Raw genomic sequence first — 21,428 nt, 5'->3', positions numbered from 1 at the left:
GTTATACTCCTTTATTAGGTAACACTTTTGATAACCAGAAATACCCGACTAACGCTGCCATAATCGAACCGATTAAGGTCCCTAGGCGTGCTAAGTCACCGTACATAGGGTCTGCATGTTCAAAGGCTAACGACGCAATAAACATAGACATAGTAAAACCAATACCGCACATGGCCGCGACGGGGGCAATTTGCTTCCAACCTACGCCATCGGGCAATTGCGCTAATTTTAGTTTCACCGCAATAAAGCTAAATAACATTACACCGATTGGCTTACCTAACATCAGGCCCAATGCAATACCAACAGGAACAGGAGAAATTAACGTCTCCAAATTCATATTGCCGACATAAACGCCCGCATTGGCAAAAGCAAACACTGGCAAAATGAGGAAAGTACTCCAAGGATGCAAACTATGCTCTAAGCCTTCTGAGGGTGAACTGCCATCCTTTGCCCGCAATGGAATACAAAAAGCAATGATGACGCCAGCCAGGGTCGCATGCACTCCAGACTTAAGTACGGCAACCCAAAGGATTAACCCTAAGATGCCATAGGGTAAAAGTGAGGTAACCCCTTTGCGGTTTAACCCAACCAAGCCCGCAATCGCTAAACTGGCAATCACTAAACTGATGGTTGATAAGTCAGTACTGTAAAACAGCGCGATAATCACTATGACGCCTAAATCATCGATGATAGCTAAAGCAAGTAAGAAGACTTTCAGTGAAACAGGAACGCGGCTTCCGAGCAGTGCCATAATACCTAAGGCAAAGGCAATATCAGTCGCGGCAGGAATCGCCCAGCCCGCCTGTGTGACAGGATCACCATAGTTAAACAGTAAGTACACACCAGCAGGGACTAACATGCCGCCAATGGCAGCAAAGGTAGGCAGGGAAGCTTGAGCGACACTAGATAAGGCGCCTTCAAGTAACTCACGTTTCACTTCTAAACCAATCAGCAAAAAGAATATGGCCATCAAGCCATCATTTATCCACAGGATGAGTGGCTTGTGTATATTGAGCTCGCCAATTTTGACTTGAACGTCAGTGCCTAAAAAGCCTTGATAAAGTCCAGATAAGGGGGAATTGGCCATCAGCATGGCTAAGGCAACAGCAACCAATAACAGGATACCGCCAGCCGACTCTTGGCTCAGAAAATTTCTAATTGCTTTTTCCATCTTGCACTCCTAAAAATCATAATGAATTGAGTGTAGACGAATTGTAATAACAAATATAATCGTAAGTTTCTCCCTAACACCTCGGTTATCCCGAAGTGTTAGACTAAAAAACATACATCACACAGCAACAGGGGCTTTGATATGAGGGTGTGGAGCGTAGTTTGTTAATTCAAAATCATCGAATTGATAGTCAAAAATCGACTCAGGTCTGCGTACAATAGTCATGGTCGGCAGCGGTTTTGGATCACGACTTAACTGCAGTGCCGTCTGTTCCATATGATTAGAATATAAATGGGTATCGCCACCCGTCCACACAAAATCACCTAAGGCCAAGTCACATTGCTGGGCGACCATCATAGTTAACAAAGCATAACTGGCAATATTAAATGGCAAACCAAGAAACACATCACAACTACGCTGATACAGCTGACATGATAATTTGCCATCAGCTACATAGAACTGAAAAAACGCGTGGCACGGTGCCAAAGCCATTTTATCCAGTTCGCCCACGTTCCAAGCAGAAACGATAAGACGGCGAGAATCTGGCTGAGATTTTATCTGGGCGATAACTTGCGAAATCTGGTCGATAGCATCACCACTCTGGGTTGGCCAGCTGCGCCACTGGGCACCATAAACTGGGCCCAAATCGCCATTGTCATCGGCCCATTCATCCCAAATGCTGACCTTATTTTCGCGTAAATAGGCAACGTTAGTTTCACCCTTCAGAAACCACAGCAATTCATGGATGATAGAGCGCATATGGCATTTTTTGGTGCTCACCAAAGGAAAACCTTTGCTCAAATCGAAGCGCATTTGATAGCCAAATACCGAGCGAGTCCCAGTACCTGTGCGATCCGATTTATCCACGCCTTCGGCTAATATGTGCTTCATTAAGTCTAAATACTGTTTCATTGCTGCTTACCTTGCTTACGAAAAATCAAGTACAAACCGATTAACACCATAGGCACAGAGAGTATCTGCCCCATAGTCATAAATCCCCAGTAAAGTCCCAACTGTGTGTCGGGTTGCCTCACAGTTTCAACCATAATACGGAACATACCGTAACCGACTAAGAACATACCAGAGACTGCACCGACTTTATCGGTACGTTTGCTAAACCAGTAAAGTAATAGGAATAATGCTACGCCTTCAAGGGCGAACTGATACAACTGGGATGGATGACGTGGGTCAGGCCCACCAGTTGGAAACACCATAGCCCAAGGCAGATCAGTGGTTCGTCCCCAAAGCTCGCCGTTGATAAAGTTACCAATACGACCAGCGCCTAAACCAATAGGCACAACAGGTGCCACCATATCGGCGACAGCAAAAAAAGTACGTTTTTGTTTCCACGCGATATAGAGCATCGCCGTAATCACGCCCATCAAACCGCCGTGGAAGGACATGCCACCTTCAGAGATTTTAAATAAATAGAGGGGACTGGCGAGGAAATAATCGAAATGATAAAAAAGCACGTAACCGATACGGCCACCTAAAATCACCCCAAGAAAACCATAAAAGAGTAAATCTGAGACTTGCTCCCGCGCCCATATCCCCTTTGAACGGTCGGCTTGGCGGTTCAACAACCACATGGACGCAGCAAATCCGACTAAATAGGTAAAACCATACCAACGCAGTGCCGGTTCAAAGGTTTGTCCAAAAAGATTAAACGGTCCAAATGAAACGATCACGGGATCGATATTGGGAAAACTCAACGCCATAACACATCCATTAGCAGCCTAAAACAAAGATAAACATAAAAACTAGGTCAGAATTAACTTAAGGCCGACACATAGAAGTAACAATGCAAATATCTTTTTAAGTACAGGTGTTGGCCAAGCGCTCGCCGCTTTTACCCCCACAGGCGCCATCAAGACAGAAGTGATGACTAAACCAAACAATGCAGGTAAATAGATATAGCCTAAGGTACCATAGGGCAACTCAGGGGCATTCATACCTGCAATAATATAGCCGAAACTGCCAGAAAGAGAGATTAAGAAGCCCATCGCCGCAGAAAAGCCCACGGCTTGACGCATCTGTAAACCATAAAAAGTCAAAAATGGCACTATCAGTATACCGCCACCTATCCCGGTCAAACCTGCCAAAACCGCAACAAAAGCCGATACAACAAAAAGCACTACTGAATTAGGTAATTGACGATTTGATTCGGCCTTAACGGGATAAGCCATTTGAATTGTCATTAAAATCACAAAGATGGCAAAACCTTGTTGTAACTTATCAGCGGGAATACGCTCAGCAATAAAACCTGAAGCCAGCGCGCCTATAATCAGGCCCGGTAACATTGATTTGAATAAATCCCAAGGCACATTGCCACGCTTATGGTGGGCACGTGCCGACGAAATAGAGGTGAGAATAATGGCTGCTAGCGAAGTGGCAATTGCAATATGGGGGAGCTGAGTAGAGCTAATACCGACCGATGGCAAAATATAAAGCAGTGCCGGCACTACAATCAAGCCGCCACCGATACCTAATAATCCTGCCATAAAGCCGACAAATGCGCCTAAAGCCAAGCAAATAAAGAACACCAACAACAAACTATCCACACGAGTACCTACAGCGTGATAAATTGAGGGCCTTAGCTTAAAGCAAAACACAGCATTAGTTAATTAAGAATTGTTGCAAGACCCTGCTGGGTCAAATATTCTTTAACCAGCTCACGCACTTGGAAGCCGTTTGATAGGCTCAGCGCTTTAGCAAGTAATTGATCTAAATCGGCCCGCGCAACACGTCGCAATAGATAATTGATCCGCGCTAAACTGCCCTGATTCATACTCAACTGATCGTATCCCATAGCCACCAGCAAAATTGCTCCCATAGGTTCGCCCGCGAGCTCTCCACAGATACTAATATCGAGTTTATGGTATCGACAATCTAGGTGCGCCTGATGCAAAGCCCGCAATATTCCAGGATGATAACTGTCAAATAACGAGCTTACCCGCGGGTTATTACGGTCAACAGCCAATAAATATTGGGTTAAATCATTACTACCAACAGAGACAAAATCCACTCGTTTTGCCACATCATCCAACTGATATAGCATGGCGGGCACTTCGAGCATAATGCCTATTCGTGGCATCACTATGTCGCTGTTAACATCGTTTTTTAATTCAACATAGGCTTGTTGCAAATATTCTAAGGATTGATCGATTTCATCTAAGTTGCTGACCATAGGCAGCAAAATACTTAACTGTTTACCGTCTCCCCCAGCCTGTAGCATGGCCCGTAACTGCACCAAAAACAGCTCAGGATGATCCAGAGACAAGCGAATACCGCGCCATCCAAGGAAAGGATTGTCTTCTTTAATCGGGAAATACGGTAAAGGTTTATCGCCTCCCACATCTAAAGTACGCATCACCACAGGTCGACCGGACGCTGCCGATAAGACCTGTTGATAGACTTTGACTTGCTCAGATTCACTCGGGAAGCGCTGTTGCAACATAAAAGGAATTTCAGTGCGATAAAGTCCAATACCGTCGGCGCCCTCTGCAATTTCAGAGGCCACACCACTGAGTAATCCCGCATTGAGATACAAGCGAATACGTGAACCATCTAAGGTTACAGAAGGCAGCGCTAATTCTTGGGCATACTGGCGTTGCAAGGCTTTTTGTGCCGAAATAAGGCTACGATACTCACCGACAATAGCGGGTGATGGCGACACCAATAACTGACCACGGCTTGCGTTTACGACTAGAAGTTTTTGGTCAATATTGGCAGATAACAGTTGCTCGACACCTGTGATTGCAGGCACACCTAAGGCGCGGGCTAAAATGGCGGCATGGGAGTTTACGCCACCAAGCTCCGTGACAATACCCGCAAGCTTTTGCCTTGGGAACTCAGCCAACATAGTCGCATCGGCTTCACGGGTAATGAGGATTACAGGTTTATCGGGCTCAAGCTCTAGACGTTCTGGCTCAATAAGTTGGCGCAATACTTTTTGACCTAAGTCGCGAATATCGCTAGCCCGCTCCTTAAGGTAAGGGTCTTCCATTGCTAAAAACTGTTGAATATAACGTAGAGACACTCGGCTCACCGCCGACTCAGCAGCCCAGCCTAATTGCACTTCACGGGTATATTCGCCGCCTAAACTAGCATCATCGAGCAGTAACTGTAATGCATTGAAAATGGAGACAACTTCGTCATCTTGCTCACGATCAAACCGTTGAGATAAGGCACCTATCGCTTCTTTACAACGCACCATAGCCGTAGTTAAGCGACTCGATTCATAGGCAATATCGTCAGAACGCACCTCAGGCTGTTCAAGGGGGATTTCCCCACCAAGTACGAAGGCATACGCAATGGCGATACCGTTTGATGCTGAAGTACCTTGAAACAGAATTTGTTGATGATGGGAGCTGACTTGTGCTTTTTGTTTTAACCCACGCACTGCCATCGCTAATTGGGCGGCGAGGGTCATCAGGAAGGCTTCTTCGCCCTCACTGAATTGACGAGCACTCGCCTGCTGTACCACTATCACCCCAACCACAGCCTTCTGGTAGATAATAGGTACAGCTAAAAAAGCGCGGTATTCTTCTTCGGCGACTTCAGGAAAAAGCTTAAACCTTGGATGAAGCCGAGCATCCGCTAAATTAACGGCCTCTTCTCGCTGGGCAGCGAGTCCAACTAAACCTTCAGTCAGCGGCATACGTACTCGACCAACGGCGCTTTTTTCAAGACCATCGGTTGCAGATAACACGAGTTCTTGCTCTTCTAGGATATAGATGGAGCAACATTGGGTTTCCATCGCCGCTTTAGTCGATGAAACTAAGATTTCTAATGCGGTTTCCAAACTGTGGGCAGATGCCACAGCCTGAGTAATATCCCTAAGCGTATTTAACACTGTTTTCAATCCTCTTTTGAAAATCAGCCCGTTGTTTTTTGTCTTCCCCGTTTCCTAGGTATTTCTAGGGTTTGGAATGACAATGCCGTTACCGCAAACTCTTTCATCACCTTACGATAAACATCACGCTTAAATGACACGACTTGCCGCACAGGATACCAATAACTTACCCAGCGCCAATCGTCAAATTCAGGATGCCCAGAAGAACTCAAATTAATCGCACTATCTTGGCTTTTCAGTTGTAACAGAAACCACTTTTGTTTTTGCCCGATACACACAGGTTTACTGTCTTGTCTGACTAAACGCTTTGGCAAACGATAGCGCAACCAAGAACGGGTCGAGGTTAATATATGCACGTGTTCAGGTCTTAGGCCCACTTCTTCATACAACTCACGGTACATAGCCTCTTCTGCTGTCTCGCCATCATCGACGCCACCTTGAGGAAATTGCCATGAGTGTTGACCGAAACGTCTAGCCCACATGACTTGGCCATATCTGTTACAAATTATAATGCCCACATTTGCGCGAAAGCCGTCGCTATCAATCACATGGACTCCAAATCACATTAAATTTTAATAAACTGATTGTTTCATAAAGCTAGTCTCTCAGCAAACCTCTATTTTATCCTAAGCTTTGGATAACATCTGACTTAAAAGACATTTATCAACAATGCTAGGGGATGGAATCCGGGGATATCCACATTTTCTGTGGATATCTCTGTTTGAAACTCAGGTGAACTTGTTATAACGTTCAAAAAACATCTATTTACCATCGTTTTTAAAATTTAGCGTTAAAACTTAATAGCAAACAAATTCATAAACTTGCACATTAATCATGATTTATTTTAGACTAAAAAACCAATAAAGCTCATTATTTGACCAGCAAGAAGTATTTCTATCATTCTCGCGATATTACTCAACTTTATACACAAATAGTGTCCACAACTGTCCACAAAAGCCAGAATAAATGCACTTTATTCGCATTGACTTAGGATTTTTATTAGGTTAAGAGGCTCACTTTCCTGAGTTATCCATAATATCTGTGGATAAGTATGTGGGGAACGCAAGGGAAAGCAGAGAGTAACTTTGAACACTTTTTTGCAAAACGGGGGTTAACACGGATATAAAATTTAAAATCAGTTACTTAGAATAAAAACATTCGGTACAAGTTCACTCCCCCTGTAGTGCTCGTTTTTTAACCGCCATTGCTAAGCGGTTATTTTTAAGTAAAATCCAACCATGAATCGAATTATCCCCCCCGAAAATCTATCTGAACTACTCGAACGTGCCAACATGATGGCGGGCGTGAGTTTGGCGCAGATAGCAAGCCAAAGAAGCATTCGTGTCCCCAAGGATCTTAAACGCGATAAAGGTTGGGTCGGTCAATTAATCGAAATGGAATTAGGCGCAACGGCGGGTTCTAAACCTGAGCAAGATTTTCTGCATTTAGGGGTCGAGCTTAAAACTATCCCCATTGATACACAGGGGCGACCACTGGAGACCACTTATGTCTGCGTGGCGCCGCTATCGAATATCCAAGGATTAACCTGGCAAAACAGCTTAGTCTGCCATAAGTTACAGCGAGTACTTTGGGTACCCGTTGAAGGAGAGAGGCATATTCCTGTGGGTGAGCGCCGTATAGGTACACCAATATTGTGGGAACCAGATCCGCACGAGTTGCAATTACTGCAACAGGATTGGGAAGAGATCATGGAGCTTATCGCCCTCGGAAAAGTAGAGAGGCTTACAGCGCGTCACGGCGAAGTGCTGCAATTGCGACCTAAGGCCGCGAATAGTAAGGCGTTAACACAAAGCATTGCCGAAGATGGTAGCCTCAAAATGACTAACCCTAGGGGTTTTTATTTAAAGACCAGTTTCACTGCTATGATACTTAATAAGGTATTTGGTTAATTTTTAGTAACGATATGGACTTGGATTGATCCAGATCACAAATTTCACTGGCACTAAGGTGACTCTTTTCTATAAACTACGGCATCCTGAAATCACAGCCGTATTCGGATACCAATCAAGCAGTGAGAGCACGTAGACAAGCGAAAAAACTCCTTTTTGCGATTTTAGCTTGGGCGATTGCCATGGCTGCATTCGTGTTTTTTCGATATGCCCAATCACCAGAGCTGCCCCAATGGGCGGTAAGTTCGGCTGATCTCGCAACACTTGCTATCTACATGGGGATTATTTTCGGCAGCTTACATTGGATGTCGAACGTCATTGCCGATTTCAGTGCAATCAATCGCCTCCCCTATGTGTTTTCAGTCATCTTTAAGGGCTTGTTTTTATTACTGGGTGCTACGACGTTAGCTTACATGACTCAGTTTTTAAATATGTGGGCCATCGAAAATCACATGTCGACCCTCAGACAAATGCTGACGGCGCACATTCTCTATAGTCCTTCATTCCAAGCATTGATCGTATATTTGGTCGTTGTACGAGTCAGCTTAGCTTTTGTCGAGCAAATGGCATTATTAGTCGGGCCGCGTATTTTACTCAACATAGGCCTTGGTAAATACCACAAGCCAAGATACGAGCAGCGCTTATTCCTCTATTTAGACATGGTCGCCTCAACCACACATGCCGAATCACTTGGCGATTACCGCTTTAGTCGATTGATCCAAGACAGCTTTAGTTTACTTTCAGATACAGTGTCCAATAACGAAGCTGAAATCTACCGCTATATGGGAGATGCAGTGCTGCTTCACTGGCCATTAGAAGAAGGGATAGTTCACGACCGCTGCATGAATATTTATTTTGAATTTAGCCAACAACTGAACTGGCAACGCCGCTACTTTGAAGAGCATTATGGCTTTGTGCCGAAATTTAAAGCGGCGGCCCATTGTGGCCAAGTCGTCGCTGCAGTTGTTGGTGTACAGAAACAAGAAATTAGTTTCTTTAGTGACGTGCTCAATACCTTAGCAAGACTGCAAGATCAATGTAATCCACTAGGACAGCGCATGTTGATTTCAGGCGCACTCGCAGGACGTTTAGATAACCCCAACACTCAGTATCACCTATCAAATCTAGGCCCAGTCAAACTCAAAGGGAAACAACACTCAATTGAAGTGTTTGGCGTTTCCCCGCTCTGATTTGTAATCGACTTTAAGCTTTAGCTTGAATTAATGCTTTGCAGTTACAGTCAGTTTATTCCTCGTCCTTAGCTAATAATTTTTGGATCATTAAACCTAAAGTGCGGAAAGTTAAGATCCGACTGGTGGTTTGACGCCAGACAAGGCCGATATCACGGTAAGGTGCCTCACCCGGTGGCGTCATCACCACTAAATCTGTGTCATTCAAAATACCCGCGTCAATGGCCATTTGCGGAAGAAACGTGGTGCCCAGTTTACTGTTCACCATCTGCACTAAAGTATGCAAACTGGTGGCGGCAAACGGATTGACTTTCGCACTATCACCTAGCTGACATGCAGTAATAGCATGGCCTGTGATGCAATGCTCACTTTGCAGAAGAAAAATACTCTCGTCCGGCAGAGTTTGATAATCAATAGGTTGATGTATGCCACCCGCTAAATCTTTGTGGGCCACCATTTTGAAAGGATCTATGCCCACTTTCATGCTGTGGTAACCGCTAGTATCAACGGGTAGCGCTAGGATTAATAAGTCCAGCTCTCCTTTCCCCAAAGCATCTAACAAACGCTCAGTGGTATCTTCCTTCAATAATAAACTCATCGCCGGATAAGATTGCTGACACTGGCGGATCACACGACTCAATAGGAAAGGCGCTATGGTTGGAATACAGCCTAAGCGAATATCCCCCGTCATCGGCTCACCTTGATTTTTCACTAATTCCACCAAATCATCCACATCAGTGAGAATTTTACGGGCGCGCTGCACCACTTCTTCACCAATGGCGGTAAACATAAATGACTTATGGTCTCGCTCAATCAACTGATGCCCTAACTGCTCTTCTAGGTTTTGGATCCCACTTGAAAGTGTTGATTGACTGACGAAACACACCTTAGCGGCGCGGTTAAAATTCTGCTCTTGATGGAGATTCACCAAATAGAATAAGTTTTTTAAGCTAGGTAAACTTTTCATTTTCTCGATTGCCATGAAGGTTATGAATTAAGAAATTAAATCTACTTTAGCATAAGTGATGAGCAATAACGCGGCATAAGATATCAGGATTGTGACCCGAATCGATATTCAATCGGTTCGCCGTAAAACTTAAGTGGGAGTAACAAAATAAGATGGGAAAAGCGCTAACAAGAAAATGTCGAAAACAATAAACTTAATCGTAAAACCAATGCAAGATTCACTCAATTGAGCGCAACAATAGACATTATCGCTGCGCCTTAACTTACCTTAGCAAGTAATATTTTATGCTTTGGCTTGGAGGAATAACTTTAACTGTTGTAAATCTGCACTCGCGTGTTCAACGATGTCAGCAACCCAAGAGCCATGTTCAGCATCCCATCTTGCTTCTTCGCCATGCTGTAATAACTGGGCGATCTGCTGAATACGTTTTAACCCCACAGAACCTGCAGCACCTTTAAATTTATGTGCTTCTGAACATAAGGTATCTTTGTCTGCTGCGTCGTTAGCTTTCACTAGATTTCCAACATATTCAGGCATTAACTGCTCAAATAACACCACACTCTTGAGTAAGGTACCGGCACCAATGGCGCTGCAGTACTGTTCGAGAGTATTGAGATCTAGGATTGCTTCTAATTCAACTGTGGCCATAAGGCCTCCCTTAAGTGGTTCAATGCTTAAAACGAATTTATCACATGATACCCACTAAAATTGTCAGTGCAACTTATAGCGATATTCATGGTCTAATTCAGATTAAAATTAACAAAAAACAAACTAATAGTCGTAAATAAACGCTTACGAAATAATAGCGACGACATAACATTTAGGGAGTAAATTTATCCCACTAACTTGCCTCTATCGTTGCGCTAATGCGTGCCCTTGTCCACCATAATGCTGCAAATTATCCACAATCGCCACCAATCCATCCCAACGATAGGCACACCAATCGGGTGCTAATAGCATAGGCTTTTTCGCATAAGCGGTGACACGGTGAAAAATCACGTCTAGGGGGGTATGGCGGATCATCTCGCCGACACTGTGGGCATAATCCTCAAGACTCAATAAAGGTAAGCGCCCACTTCGCCACGACTTAGCCATAGTGCTACCTTCGACGATATGCAAAGGATGTAGCTTCAAGCCATCAACGCCATGCTGCAATACAGCAGCTAAAGTCGCCATATAATCGCTATGGGTTTCATCGGGTAAACCAAGAATGAGATGAGTGCACACCTTAAGACCGCGAGCTCTCGCCCTAGACACAGTGTCACAATAACAGGCGAAATCATGGCCACGGTTAATTCTACGCAGTGTTTCATCTTTGGCTGTTTGCAACCCGAGTTCTAACCACACATCGACACCATTTGCCTGATAACGCGCCAGTAAATCCAGTACATTATTCGGCACACAATCGGGGCGAGTTCCTACACATAAACCGACTATCTCGCCATCTTTAACCGCTTCATCGTACTTAGCCATTAACACTTGATATTCATCGTAAGTGCTAGTGTAAGCTTGAAAATAAGCAATAAATTTATCGGCTTGTGCCTGAGGCTTCGCCTCACGATAGCGGCTCTTACCCTGTTCGAGTTGCTCAGTAATACTCAATACATCAGCAGTTTGATGGCTAAATGACGCCACATTACAGAAAGTACAACCTCCACGCCCTAAAGTGCCGTCACGGTTAGGGCAAGTAAACTTGGCATCTATAGTGAGTTTTCGCAGTCGGGTGCCATATCGCGCCTTACAAACGGCACCAAAGGTGTTCACATATGCATCAAGCCCCATCAGAGCACCCACCAAATTTCATATCGCTTCATTGAGAATAACCAAGATAAAATCACAAATAGAAAAGAAAATACGTGAACAAATAGAAGAAAAAGCTTAGTGTAAATAAGGTAGCGAGAGTTTTCTTGGCGCTACATCAAATTCCCACCTGACTCATACCGTTATTATCATAAATGTGCGCACCCTCAAATTAGCCAGCTTACCGCTGAGATCTTGCTCACATCAAAAATGAATAACAATTCAACAATTTTAATTTTTTATCTATTTACTGTGTTTGCAATAAAAATCACTATTTCTAAATCAAAAACAATCCCATCAGCATGTTACACCTTGGTAAATTTTGAGTTTGATAGTTTTTAAAATTCTTTTTATTCATAATGTTATACGGCACATTTTACTGTTGACGTTAACGTAAGGCAATTGTGATTTGTGTATGAAACATGAATTAATACCCATGTTTTATGCAAATTTTTGGTTTGACCTTTATTGAATCTCAGGCTAATTTGGGTGGTTCGGGTGCATATCTATAGAAAGTCTTTACATTTTCTCCCCGAGTAGTAATCAGTTGAGGTCTAGGGAGGTTTTTGTATGAGCTTATATCATCCCAGTTTTGAGCGGGACAATTGTGGTTTTGGGTTGATAGCACAGATGGATGGCGAAGCCAGCCACCGTATAGTGCGCACGGCAATCCATGGTCTAGATCGCATGAAGCACCGAGGGGGCATTGCCTCCGACGGTCGCACTGGCGACGGCTGTGGTTTATTAATGCAATTACCCGTGCAATTTTTTGAAGCGATTGCCGCGGAAAATGATTGGCATTTGAGCAGAAAATTTGCCGTAGGTATGCTGTTTTTAAGTCAAGATGATGAACTGGCTGACCAAGCCAAGTTTATTCTTGAGCGCGAACTCGAGCGTGAAACCTTAAGTATTGCAGGCTGGCGCAAGGTGCCTGTCAATCCCGATGTGTTAGGTGAAATTGGCAAGGCTAGCCTGCCACAAATCTATCAAGTGCTGATCAACGCCCCCATTGGCTGGCGTGAAAAAGACTTGGAACGTCGCCTTTATATGGCGCGTCGCCGCCTAGAGCAGCAGATCACCGACGACAAAGACTTCTATGTCGCGAGTTTGTCAGGCCAAGTTATCGTCTATAAAGGTCTGATGATGCCTGTAGACTTGCCCGCGTTTTATCCCGATCTCGCGGACATTCGCTTAAAAAGCTCTATCTGCCTATTCCATCAGCGTTTCTCAACCAATACTTCTCCTAAATGGCCATTAGCTCAGCCGTTTAGATATTTAGCCCATAACGGCGAAATCAATACGATTACGGGTAACCGTCAATGGGCCCGCGCCCGTGCCTATAAGTTTAATTCACCGCTACTACCAGATTTGCAGCAGGCCGCTCCCTTTGTGAATGAAACAGGCTCAGACTCTTCATCTTTAGATAACATGCTGGAAATGCTGTTATCTGGTGGCATGGACTTATACCGTGCCATGCGTCTATTGATCCCGCCTGCTTGGCAAAGTAATCCGGAAATGGATGACGAATTAAAAGCCTTCTATGACTTTAACTCTATGCACATGGAGCCTTGGGATGGTCCGGCTGGTATTGTGATGACCAACGGTCGCCATGCCGCCTGCGCCGTAGACCGTAACGGTCTGCGTCCATCGCGTTATGTGATCACAAAAGATCGTATTTTGACCTTAGCCTCCGAAGTGGGTATTTGGGATTACGCCGCCGATGAAGTCATCGAAAAAGGCCGTGTTGGGCCTGGTGAATTGCTGGTATTAGATACCTTGAACGGCCGCCTGTACCAATCTTTTGAAATTGATAACGATCTTAAACGCCGCCACCCTTACAAAGAGTGGATGGCGAAAAACAGCCGTACTTTAACGCCAGCGGAAGATTTAGCCTCTGAGCAGCACGGTGCCAGCGAGTTAAGCCCTGAGCTATTGCTGCAATACCAAAAACAATTTGGCTATACCCGTGAGGAATTAGAACAAGTCATTTGGGTATTGGCGAAGCAAGGTGAAGAAGCCACAGGCTCCATGGGCGACGACACACCTATGGCGGTATTGTCGAAAAAGTCACGTTCACTGTATGACTATTTTAGGCAGAAATTTGCTCAAGTAACGAATCCACCTATCGACCCCTTACGTGAAAAGCACGTCATGTCGTTGACCACTTGTATTGGCCGTGAACAGAACCTCTTCAATGAAACGACTGGGCATGCTTACCGGGTAATGTTCAATTCACCTATTTTATTATTCAGTGATTTTAACCAGTTACTGGGATTAGATAGCACTTACTATCGCGCCAATATTGTCGATTTAAATTACGAACCACAGGAAGGCTTAGAAAGTGCCATTCGCCGTATCACAGCCGAAGCCGAGCGTTTAGCCCGCAGCGGCACGACTTTGTTGATCCTTTCGGATAGAGCCATAGGTAAAACGGCGCAAGTGATCCCCGCGGCCATGGCGGTCGGTTCTGTGCAGCAAATGCTGGTGAATAAGAGCCTGCGCTGCGACACCAACATTATTGTTGAAACCGCATCGGCGCGAGATCCGCATCACTTTGCCGTATTGCTTGGCTTTGGTGCCACGGCGATTTATCCGTATTTAGTGTATGAGTCAATTTCCGAACTGGCAAAACGCCATGACTTAACCGATACCACGGCATTGATGTTGAACTTCCGCTACGGCATCGAAAAAGGCTTGCGTAAGATCATGTCCAAAATGGGCATCAGCACTGTCGGCTCCTATCGTTGCAGTCAGCAATTTGAAGCCATAGGCATTGCCAGCGAAGTGATCGAACTGTGTTTTAAAGGCGTAATTAGCCGCATCGAGGGTGCAGGCTTTGCAGACATCGCCCAAGACCAAGCTATTCTGCACAAAGCGGCCTACCGTGCCCATGTGCCATTACCGCAAGGTGGCCTGCTGAAATACGTTGAGGGCGGCGAGTATCACTGCTTCAACCCTGATGTGGTCAACACCTTGCAAGCGTCATTGATTGACAAAGATTTTGCGAGCTATAAAAAATTCGCCGAACTCGTCGACAATCGTCCCGTGGCCACACTGCGTGACTTAATCGGTATTAAGGGCGCACAAACATCGATTGATGTCGCCGATGTAGAAGCGGCATCAAATCTATATTCACGTTTTGACAGCGCAGCCATGAGTATCGGTGCTTTGAGCCCCGAAGCCCATGAAGCTCTTGCTATCGCGATGAACCGCTTAGGTGGCCGCTCGAACTCAGGTGAAGGTGGTGAGGATGCACGCCGCTTTAATACTGAACGCAACTCTGCGATTAAACAGATTGCCTCGGCACGCTTTGGCGTCACGGCGCATTATTTAGTTAATGCTGATGTGTTACAGATTAAAGTCGCCCAAGGGGCAAAACCCGGTGAAGGTGGCCAGTTACCCGGCCATAAAGTGAGTGTTGAAATCGCCGGACTGCGTCATGCACGTCCTGGTGTGACCTTGATTTCACCGCCGCCGCACCACGATATTTACTCTATCGAAGATTTAGCCCAGCTGATTTTCGACTTGAAGCAAATCAATACTAAAGCACTGATTTCAGTGAAACTTGTGTCAGAACCCGGTGTGGGCACGATCGCCACCGGCGTGGCCAAAGCCTATGCGGACATGATCACGATTTCAGGGTATGACGGCGGCACAGGTGCTAGCCCAATTACCTCAGTGAAATATGCGGGCAGTCCATGGGAGCTAGGGTTAGCCGAAGTGCATCAATCGCTAGTGGAAAATGGTCTACGTCATAAAATTCGCCTGCAGGTCGATGGCGGCTTAAAAACCGGTACCGATGTGATTAAAGCCGCGTTATTAGGCGCCGAAAGCTTTGGTTTTGGTACTGTGCCTATGATCGCCCTAGGTTGTAAATACCTACGTATTTGCCACTTGAACAACTGCGCGACTGGCGTAGCAACGCAAGATAAAAACCTGCGCGACAACCATTACCATGGTCTGCCAGAGCGAGTGATGACTTACTTTGAGTTTGTTGCACAGGAAGTTCGTGAATGGATGGCGACCTTAGGGGTGAGTAAGTTTGAAGACTTAGTCGGCCACAGCGAATGGTTATATGCCCTCGAAGGTCAAACCGCTAAGCAACAAGGGCTCGACTTATCGCCGATTTTGTATCAACCCAAGGTGCCAGCAACCTCGTCACGCACTTGGCAAGAAACCAATCCACCGGCGGATTTAGGGCTGCTTAACCAGCATTTATTAAACGAATGCCAAAGCGCTGTCGATAAGGGCGAGAGTTTCGATGCAGCTTACAGCATCAACAACACCGACCGTTCCGTTGGCGCGACCTTGTCAGGCTATATCGCGAGCACGCTCGGCGTGAAAGGCACCAAAGCGCCGGTCAAACTGAGCTTTAACGGCAGTGCCGGCCAAAGTTTTGGCGTGTGGAACAGCCCAGGCCTTGAGTTAAAACTCTGCGGCGATGCCAACGACTATGTGGGTAAAGGCATGTCTGGCGGCCAAATCGTCATCTACCCGCCAATTGGCAGCCCGTTCCAAAGTGAGCGCAGCGCCATTGTCGGTAACACGTGTCTTTACGGCGCGACGGGCGGCAAGTTCTTCGCCGCAGGTCAAGCGGGCGAGCGTTTTGCAGTCCGTAACTCTGGGGCGATTGCTGTGGTCGAAGGGCTTGGCGATAACGGCTGCGAATACATGACCAGCGGCATTGTGGTTGTCCTTGGTAAAACAGGGGTGAACTTCGGCGCTGGGATGACAGGCGGTTTTGCCTATGTATTCGATCAATTCGGCCGCTTCAATCGCCGTGTGAACACTGAGCTTGTCGATACTCAAAAACTCGAATCACCGATCCATCAACAACATTTAAAAGGTCTGATTGAAGCCCACGTGGCCGAAACGGGCAGCGAACATGCAAAGATGATCTTAAGTGATTTTGGTAACTGGTTAGATTGCTTCGTATTAGTAAAACCTAAAAATATTGCCGTGGCCGATCTGCTCAAATTAGAGAAATCGAGCCCAGAATTAGTTGTAAAAGCGGGGTAATGGCGCATGAGTAACGATTTTCAATTTATTGAAGTGGGTCGTAAAGACCCCGCTAAACACCCTGCAGCTAAACGTGCGACTCAGTTTATTGAGATTTATCAGCCTTTTGCTCAGCCTCAAGTGGCTGAGCAAGCGGACCGCTGTTTAGATTGCGGCAATCCTTATTGTGAATGGAAGTGCCCGCTACACAATTATATTCCTAACTGGCTCAAGCTAGCGGAACAAGGTCGCATCATGGAAGCGGCAGATTTAGTGCATGAGACCAACACTCTGCCCGAAATCTGCGGCCGTGTTTGTCCACAGGACAGACTCTGTGAAGGTGCTTGTACTCTGAACGACGACTTTGGTGCTGTCACTATCGGTAATGTCGAAAAATACATTACCGACACAGCGATCGCCCAAGGCTGGCGCCCCGATATGAGCAAGGTCACGCCACGCCCTGAACGAGTGGCGATTGTCGGTGCGGGTCCTGCAGGTTTAGGCTGCGCGGATATTCTGTCTCGCAACGGTGTTAAAGCTGTGGTCTTTGATAAATATCCACAAATTGGTGGTCTACTCACCTACGGTATTCCGTCTTTTAAACTCGACAAAGCCGTTATGGCGACACGTCGCAGTGTATTAGAAGGCATGGGCATTGAGTTCAAACTCGGTGTCACTGTCGGTAAGGACATCCCATTTACTAAACTGCTCGAAGAATACGATGCCGTCTTCCTCGGTATGGGCACCTATACCGCGATGAAAGCAGGCCTTGAGGGTGAAGATGCCCAAGGCGTATACCAAGCCCTGCCCTATTTGATTGGTAACACCCATCATTTAATGGGCACCCAGAATACTGAAACGCCCTACCTGAACCTTGAAGGTAAACGTGTGGTGGTATTAGGCGGTGGTGATACTGCGATGGATTGCGTGCGCACAGCCGTCAGACAAGGTGCAAGCAGCGTAGTCTGTGCTTACCGCCGGGACGAGGCCAACATGCCAGGCTCACGTCGTGAAGTGCAAAATGCGCGGGAGGAAGGAGTTAACTTCCTGTTTAACCGTCAACCTGTGGCGATTAAAACCCAAGATGGCAAAGTGATCGGCATTGAATGCGTTGAAACCGCCATGGGCAAGGCCGATACAAGCGGTCGTCAACGCGCCGAAGCGATTGCCGGTAGCGAACAGTTGCTCGAAGCCGATGCGATTATTATCGCCTTTGGTTTCCAACCTAGCCCAGCACCTTGGTTTGCCGAACACGGTATCGAACTCGATCAATGGGGCCGAGTCAAAGCGAGTAAGTTAGATGAAAACCCATTCCAAACCACCAACCCGAAGGTGTTTGCCGGTGGTGATATGGTGCGTGGTTCTGACTTAGTCGTGACAGCCATTGCCGAAGGTCGCGATGCCGCCCAAGGTATTCTTAATTACTTAGACTAAGCGCTATAGATTAAGCGCCAACGTGTTTGTTTTACAGGTAAAAAACATTTTACCCTTGTCATTTTAACAAGCACTCCAATGGCTGGACTCGTGCAAACGAGTTCAGCCATTGGCTAGTGACTTATCGCAATCGGTTGATGGATAAAATAGATAGATGAAAGCGTGCATCTTAGGAGCGCACTTTTTTCGTTAACCCTCCCGCGTTTTACCCCGCGATTATCAAGCAATCCCAATCTCGCCATAACGACTGCATAAAACTGTGTGGTATATTAGCCAGCATTCCCGTGTCCCACTCTTTAAGTGTTGAATCAAAAAGGTCTCCCATGAAAATTGGAATTATTGGCGCAATGGAGCCAGAAGTCGCTCACCTGATCGCCGCCATGACAAATGCGACATCGCAAACCATTGCTGGTATTGAATTTATTGCTGGTACTCTCGCGGGTAAAGACGTAGTAGTGACTCGCTCAGGCATAGGTAAAGTCGCCGCAAGTATTGCGACCACGCTACTCATCGAAAAATATGCGCCGGATGCGGTGATCAATACTGGTTCTGCCGGTGGTTTTGTGGATTCGCTGGCCATTGGCGATATCGTGATTTCTTCTGAAGTGCGTCACCATGATGTGGATGTCACCGCCTTTGGTTATGAAATTGGCCAAATGGCGCAGCAACCTGCTGCGTTTATTCCTGCCGCACATTTAGTTGAAGCAGCCAACAAAGCGATTGCTCAACTGGGTGAAGTCAAAGCGATTGAAGGTTTGATTTGTACTGGCGACAGCTTTATTTGCGATCCTGTTCGCACCCAAGCCATGCTCAAAAACTTCCCGACTATGGCTGCCTGTGAGATGGAAGGCGCGGCAATCGCTCAAGTTTGTCATCAGTTTGGAGTGCCATTTGTGGTGATCCGCTCTTTATCGGATAACGCCAACAATGACTCGCCAGTGGATTTCGACTCTTATATTGTCAAAGCGGGTTATCACTCGGCTCTGATGGTGATGTTGCTGCTTGAGCAACTGAATCCTAGCGCAATAAAATAATCACTTAAGTGGAAAGTACCGAATGCACACCTCTTTTTATCAACAACTTGTCGAGATAGATGGCGCTTTGTTTGAAGGCTTTTTGGTACTTTTTTTTGCTTTGTTATTGGCGCGGTTAGCGCCATTACCACGGGAAATGCAGCCGCTTATTTGGTTTGGCCATTTAGCTAAGCAACTCGCCGCCAAGGTAAATCGCCCAGAACGCTCTCCAAGCCAACAAGCCACAGCAGGCTTTTTAGCTATGATGCTGTTACTGTTTCCGTTTTGGGCCATTATCACCTTTTTGCTCGAACTGGCCGCCTTTCCATGGTTTTTCGAATTTTTGGTGCTTTATCTATGCTTAACCGATGCAGGGTTTAGCCAAGTCGCCGATGAAATCGCTAAAGCCTTAAAACGTGGAGACAATGCCAGCGCAAAAAAGCTTTTACAGCCTTGGGTAGTGCGCGATACCGATAGTTTGTCGGAAATCGGCCTAGCCAAAGCCACCATAGAAAAACTCGCCACAGCGCCTATTTACGGCACAGCATCGACCATTTTCTTTTTCGCTATTGCTGGAGCACCTCTGGTGCTAGCAGTGCGCATGCTCAAACAACTCGAATTGAGCTGGCCGCCCATTCAACCAAAGTATCAACATTTCTGCAGTACTGTGAATGGTGTATCCATTATCTTGCTGGCGATTCCGGCTTGGTTGTGGAGCCTGTCGCTCGCCATTCAAGGCGGGCCTAAGGCGTTTGCAAAACTTTTTAGAGCCCCTAAAAATCATCACGCTATTCGAGGTTATGTTCTCAGTGTGAATCTCGTGGCCAGTATTTTGAGAATCGAGCTCGGTGGACCACAGAAGTTTGCTGGCGTGCGTATCAATGTGGATAAATTGTGCTACGGTCCGCAGCCAACCAGTGATGACATCACGCCTGCAATTAAGCTGACCTCACGTGCCTGTGCTATCTGGTTTAGCTTTATCATTATACTGCCCTTGTTATGGGCAAGTTTACGTTGGTTACAAAGCCTGTGATATGATGCCGCATTATCTCAACGTGAAGTTAAAGGCTGACCATCTTGCTCGAAAACATGCATGTTTCATTAACAACACCTGCGTTGTTATTTCCTGCTATCTCATTGTTACTATTAGCTTATACCAATCGTTTTTTTGCCTTAGCCGCATTAATCCGAAATTTAAGCAATGGTGAAAAACCCGTACATAAAGATCAAATTAAGAACCTGAGCCAGCGTATTACCATCATTCGTCGAATGCAGGAAGCAGGTGTGTCAAGCTTTGCCCTATGCGTACTGTGTATGATTTTTATCTATATCGGCTTTAATAAAACCGGCTCAGTGATTTTTGGCGCTAGCCTACTGCTCTTGCTCTATTCACTGATTTTATCTGTGATTGAAATCCGCATCTCTGTTGACGCATTAAATATCCATATCAAAGAGATGAGTAAATGAGCCAGTGGATCTACTTTTTTGATTTATGGGGTACCGCTGTATTTGCATTATCCGGCGCACTTGCCGCTGGACGCCATAAAATGGACCCCTTTGGCGTAATCGTGCTCGCCTCGGTTACCGCTGTCGGTGGTGGCAGTATTCGTGATGCCTTAATTGGTGCAACGCCAGTGTTCTGGATCCGCGACCCGAATTACATCATAGTGATCCTCGCGACCGTGCTCGTCTGTTTGCTATTAGTCCGTCGCCCTCGTAAGGTACCCGAGTATATTTTACCCGTTGCAGATGCCTTTGGATTGGCCCTCTTTACCGTGATAGGTGCTGAAAAGGCCCTCAATATGGGCTTGAGTGGGATGATTGCCGTCGTAATGGGCTTGATCACAGGCGTGGGAGGAGGCATTATTCGAGACTTACTGTGTAGACAAGTTCCTATGGTCTTACGCACAGAAGTCTATGCCACAGCTTCGATCATAGGTGGTATCGGCTATACCATGAGCTTAGCCTACGGTATGGGCGAAAAAATGGCGCTGTTTCTGGCGATGGCCAGTGCCCTGTTAATCCGCTTAAGTGCCATCAAGTGGCATCTTTCATTACCGGCCTTTGATCTCAAGACCAAGAGGGAATAG

The 21,428-nt window shown here is 46.1% G+C and carries 17 protein-coding genes; 8 read left to right on the top strand and 9 right to left on the bottom strand.

Annotated elements, in window-relative coordinates; translation table 11 throughout:
- Position 1: 1 nt before the first annotated feature.
- The 6 genes from nhaA to rppH all read right to left on the bottom strand — a co-directional run bounded on the left by nhaA (position 2) and on the right by rppH (position 6,574).
- Positions 2 to 1,171 carry a Na+/H+ antiporter NhaA gene (nhaA, locus tag HUB64_RS11515; protein ID WP_028760832.1) on the bottom strand — a complete coding sequence of 390 codons (1,170 nt, stop codon included), beginning with the start codon at positions 1,169 to 1,171 and terminating at the stop codon, positions 2 to 4.
- 117 nt (positions 1,172 to 1,288) lie between these two features.
- Positions 1,289 to 2,083, bottom strand: a complete 795-nt coding sequence (thyA, locus tag HUB64_RS11510) for a thymidylate synthase (protein ID WP_105249861.1) — start codon at positions 2,081 to 2,083, stop codon at positions 1,289 to 1,291.
- Positions 2,080 to 2,889, bottom strand: coding sequence for a prolipoprotein diacylglyceryl transferase (lgt, locus tag HUB64_RS11505; RefSeq protein WP_173497030.1), 810 nt, complete (start codon positions 2,887 to 2,889; stop codon positions 2,080 to 2,082). The genes thyA and lgt overlap by 4 nt, the downstream gene beginning before the upstream one ends.
- A gap of 42 nt (positions 2,890 to 2,931) precedes the next feature.
- The gene (locus HUB64_RS11500; RefSeq protein WP_173497029.1) at positions 2,932 to 3,732 is read right to left on the bottom strand and encodes a sulfite exporter TauE/SafE family protein; all 801 of its coding nucleotides are present in this window, start codon (positions 3,730 to 3,732) and stop codon (positions 2,932 to 2,934) included.
- A 59-nt stretch (positions 3,733 to 3,791) separates the two neighbouring features.
- Positions 3,792 to 6,026 (bottom strand): phosphoenolpyruvate--protein phosphotransferase, encoded by a 2,235-nt coding sequence (ptsP, locus tag HUB64_RS11495; RefSeq protein WP_105249864.1) that lies wholly within the window; start codon positions 6,024 to 6,026, stop codon positions 3,792 to 3,794.
- Positions 6,027 to 6,049: 23 nt separating this feature from the next.
- Positions 6,050 to 6,574: an RNA pyrophosphohydrolase gene (rppH, locus tag HUB64_RS11490; RefSeq protein ID WP_006080762.1), complete on the bottom strand. Its 525-nt coding sequence runs from the start codon at positions 6,572 to 6,574 to the stop codon at positions 6,050 to 6,052.
- Between the two features lie 690 nt (positions 6,575 to 7,264).
- On the opposite strand from rppH, the gene mutH reads away from it, so the two are divergent.
- A complete protein-coding gene (gene mutH, locus HUB64_RS11485; protein ID WP_131523041.1) occupies positions 7,265 to 7,936 on the top strand; it encodes a DNA mismatch repair endonuclease MutH in 672 nt (223 codons plus the stop codon).
- A gap of 122 nt (positions 7,937 to 8,058) precedes the next feature.
- Positions 8,059 to 9,126, top strand: a complete 1,068-nt coding sequence (locus tag HUB64_RS11480; RefSeq protein ID WP_105249866.1) for an adenylate/guanylate cyclase domain-containing protein — start codon at positions 8,059 to 8,061, stop codon at positions 9,124 to 9,126.
- Positions 9,127 to 9,181: 55 nt separating this feature from the next.
- Here the strand turns inward: HUB64_RS11480 and oxyR are convergent, their stop codons facing one another.
- The 3 genes from oxyR to HUB64_RS11465 form a co-directional block, all read right to left on the bottom strand.
- Complete coding sequence (gene oxyR, locus HUB64_RS11475) at positions 9,182 to 10,093, bottom strand: hydrogen peroxide-inducible genes transcriptional activator OxyR (RefSeq protein WP_028760839.1); 912 nt, start codon at positions 10,091 to 10,093, stop codon at positions 9,182 to 9,184.
- A 282-nt stretch (positions 10,094 to 10,375) separates the two neighbouring features.
- Entirely contained in the window at positions 10,376 to 10,741 is a 366-nt protein-coding gene (locus tag HUB64_RS11470; protein ID WP_028760840.1) for an Hpt domain-containing protein, read from the bottom strand.
- A 204-nt stretch (positions 10,742 to 10,945) separates the two neighbouring features.
- Positions 10,946 to 11,875: a TIGR01212 family radical SAM protein gene (locus HUB64_RS11465; RefSeq protein ID WP_173497028.1), complete on the bottom strand. Its 930-nt coding sequence runs from the start codon at positions 11,873 to 11,875 to the stop codon at positions 10,946 to 10,948.
- A 588-nt stretch (positions 11,876 to 12,463) separates the two neighbouring features.
- On the opposite strand from HUB64_RS11465, the gene gltB reads away from it, so the two are divergent.
- The 6 genes from gltB to HUB64_RS11435 all read left to right on the top strand — a co-directional run bounded on the left by gltB (position 12,464) and on the right by HUB64_RS11435 (position 21,428).
- Positions 12,464 to 16,912 carry a glutamate synthase large subunit gene (gene gltB / locus HUB64_RS11460; RefSeq protein WP_173497027.1) on the top strand — a complete coding sequence of 1,483 codons (4,449 nt, stop codon included), beginning with the start codon at positions 12,464 to 12,466 and terminating at the stop codon, positions 16,910 to 16,912.
- Positions 16,913 to 16,918: 6 nt separating this feature from the next.
- The gene (locus HUB64_RS11455) at positions 16,919 to 18,325 is read left to right on the top strand and encodes an FAD-dependent oxidoreductase (protein ID WP_173497026.1); all 1,407 of its coding nucleotides are present in this window, start codon (positions 16,919 to 16,921) and stop codon (positions 18,323 to 18,325) included.
- A 323-nt stretch (positions 18,326 to 18,648) separates the two neighbouring features.
- Entirely contained in the window at positions 18,649 to 19,359 is a 711-nt protein-coding gene (locus HUB64_RS11450) for a 5'-methylthioadenosine/adenosylhomocysteine nucleosidase (protein WP_173246143.1), read from the top strand.
- Between the two features lie 22 nt (positions 19,360 to 19,381).
- On the top strand, positions 19,382 to 20,371 hold the full coding sequence (locus HUB64_RS11445) for a cobalamin biosynthesis protein (RefSeq protein ID WP_012088591.1): 990 nt from the start codon (positions 19,382 to 19,384) through the stop codon (positions 20,369 to 20,371).
- Between the two features lie 56 nt (positions 20,372 to 20,427).
- On the top strand, positions 20,428 to 20,805 hold the full coding sequence (locus HUB64_RS11440) for a DUF2721 domain-containing protein (protein WP_012088590.1): 378 nt from the start codon (positions 20,428 to 20,430) through the stop codon (positions 20,803 to 20,805).
- A complete protein-coding gene (locus HUB64_RS11435; protein WP_173497025.1) occupies positions 20,802 to 21,428 on the top strand; it encodes a trimeric intracellular cation channel family protein in 627 nt (208 codons plus the stop codon). The genes HUB64_RS11440 and HUB64_RS11435 overlap by 4 nt, the downstream gene beginning before the upstream one ends.

Origin of the sequence: Shewanella sp. ISTPL2 (genome assembly GCF_013283205.1) — a bacterium.
GTDB classification, from domain to species: Bacteria; Pseudomonadota; Gammaproteobacteria; order Enterobacterales; family Shewanellaceae; genus Shewanella; species Shewanella oncorhynchi.
This window is presented reverse-complemented; position numbering and strand designations above follow the sequence as displayed.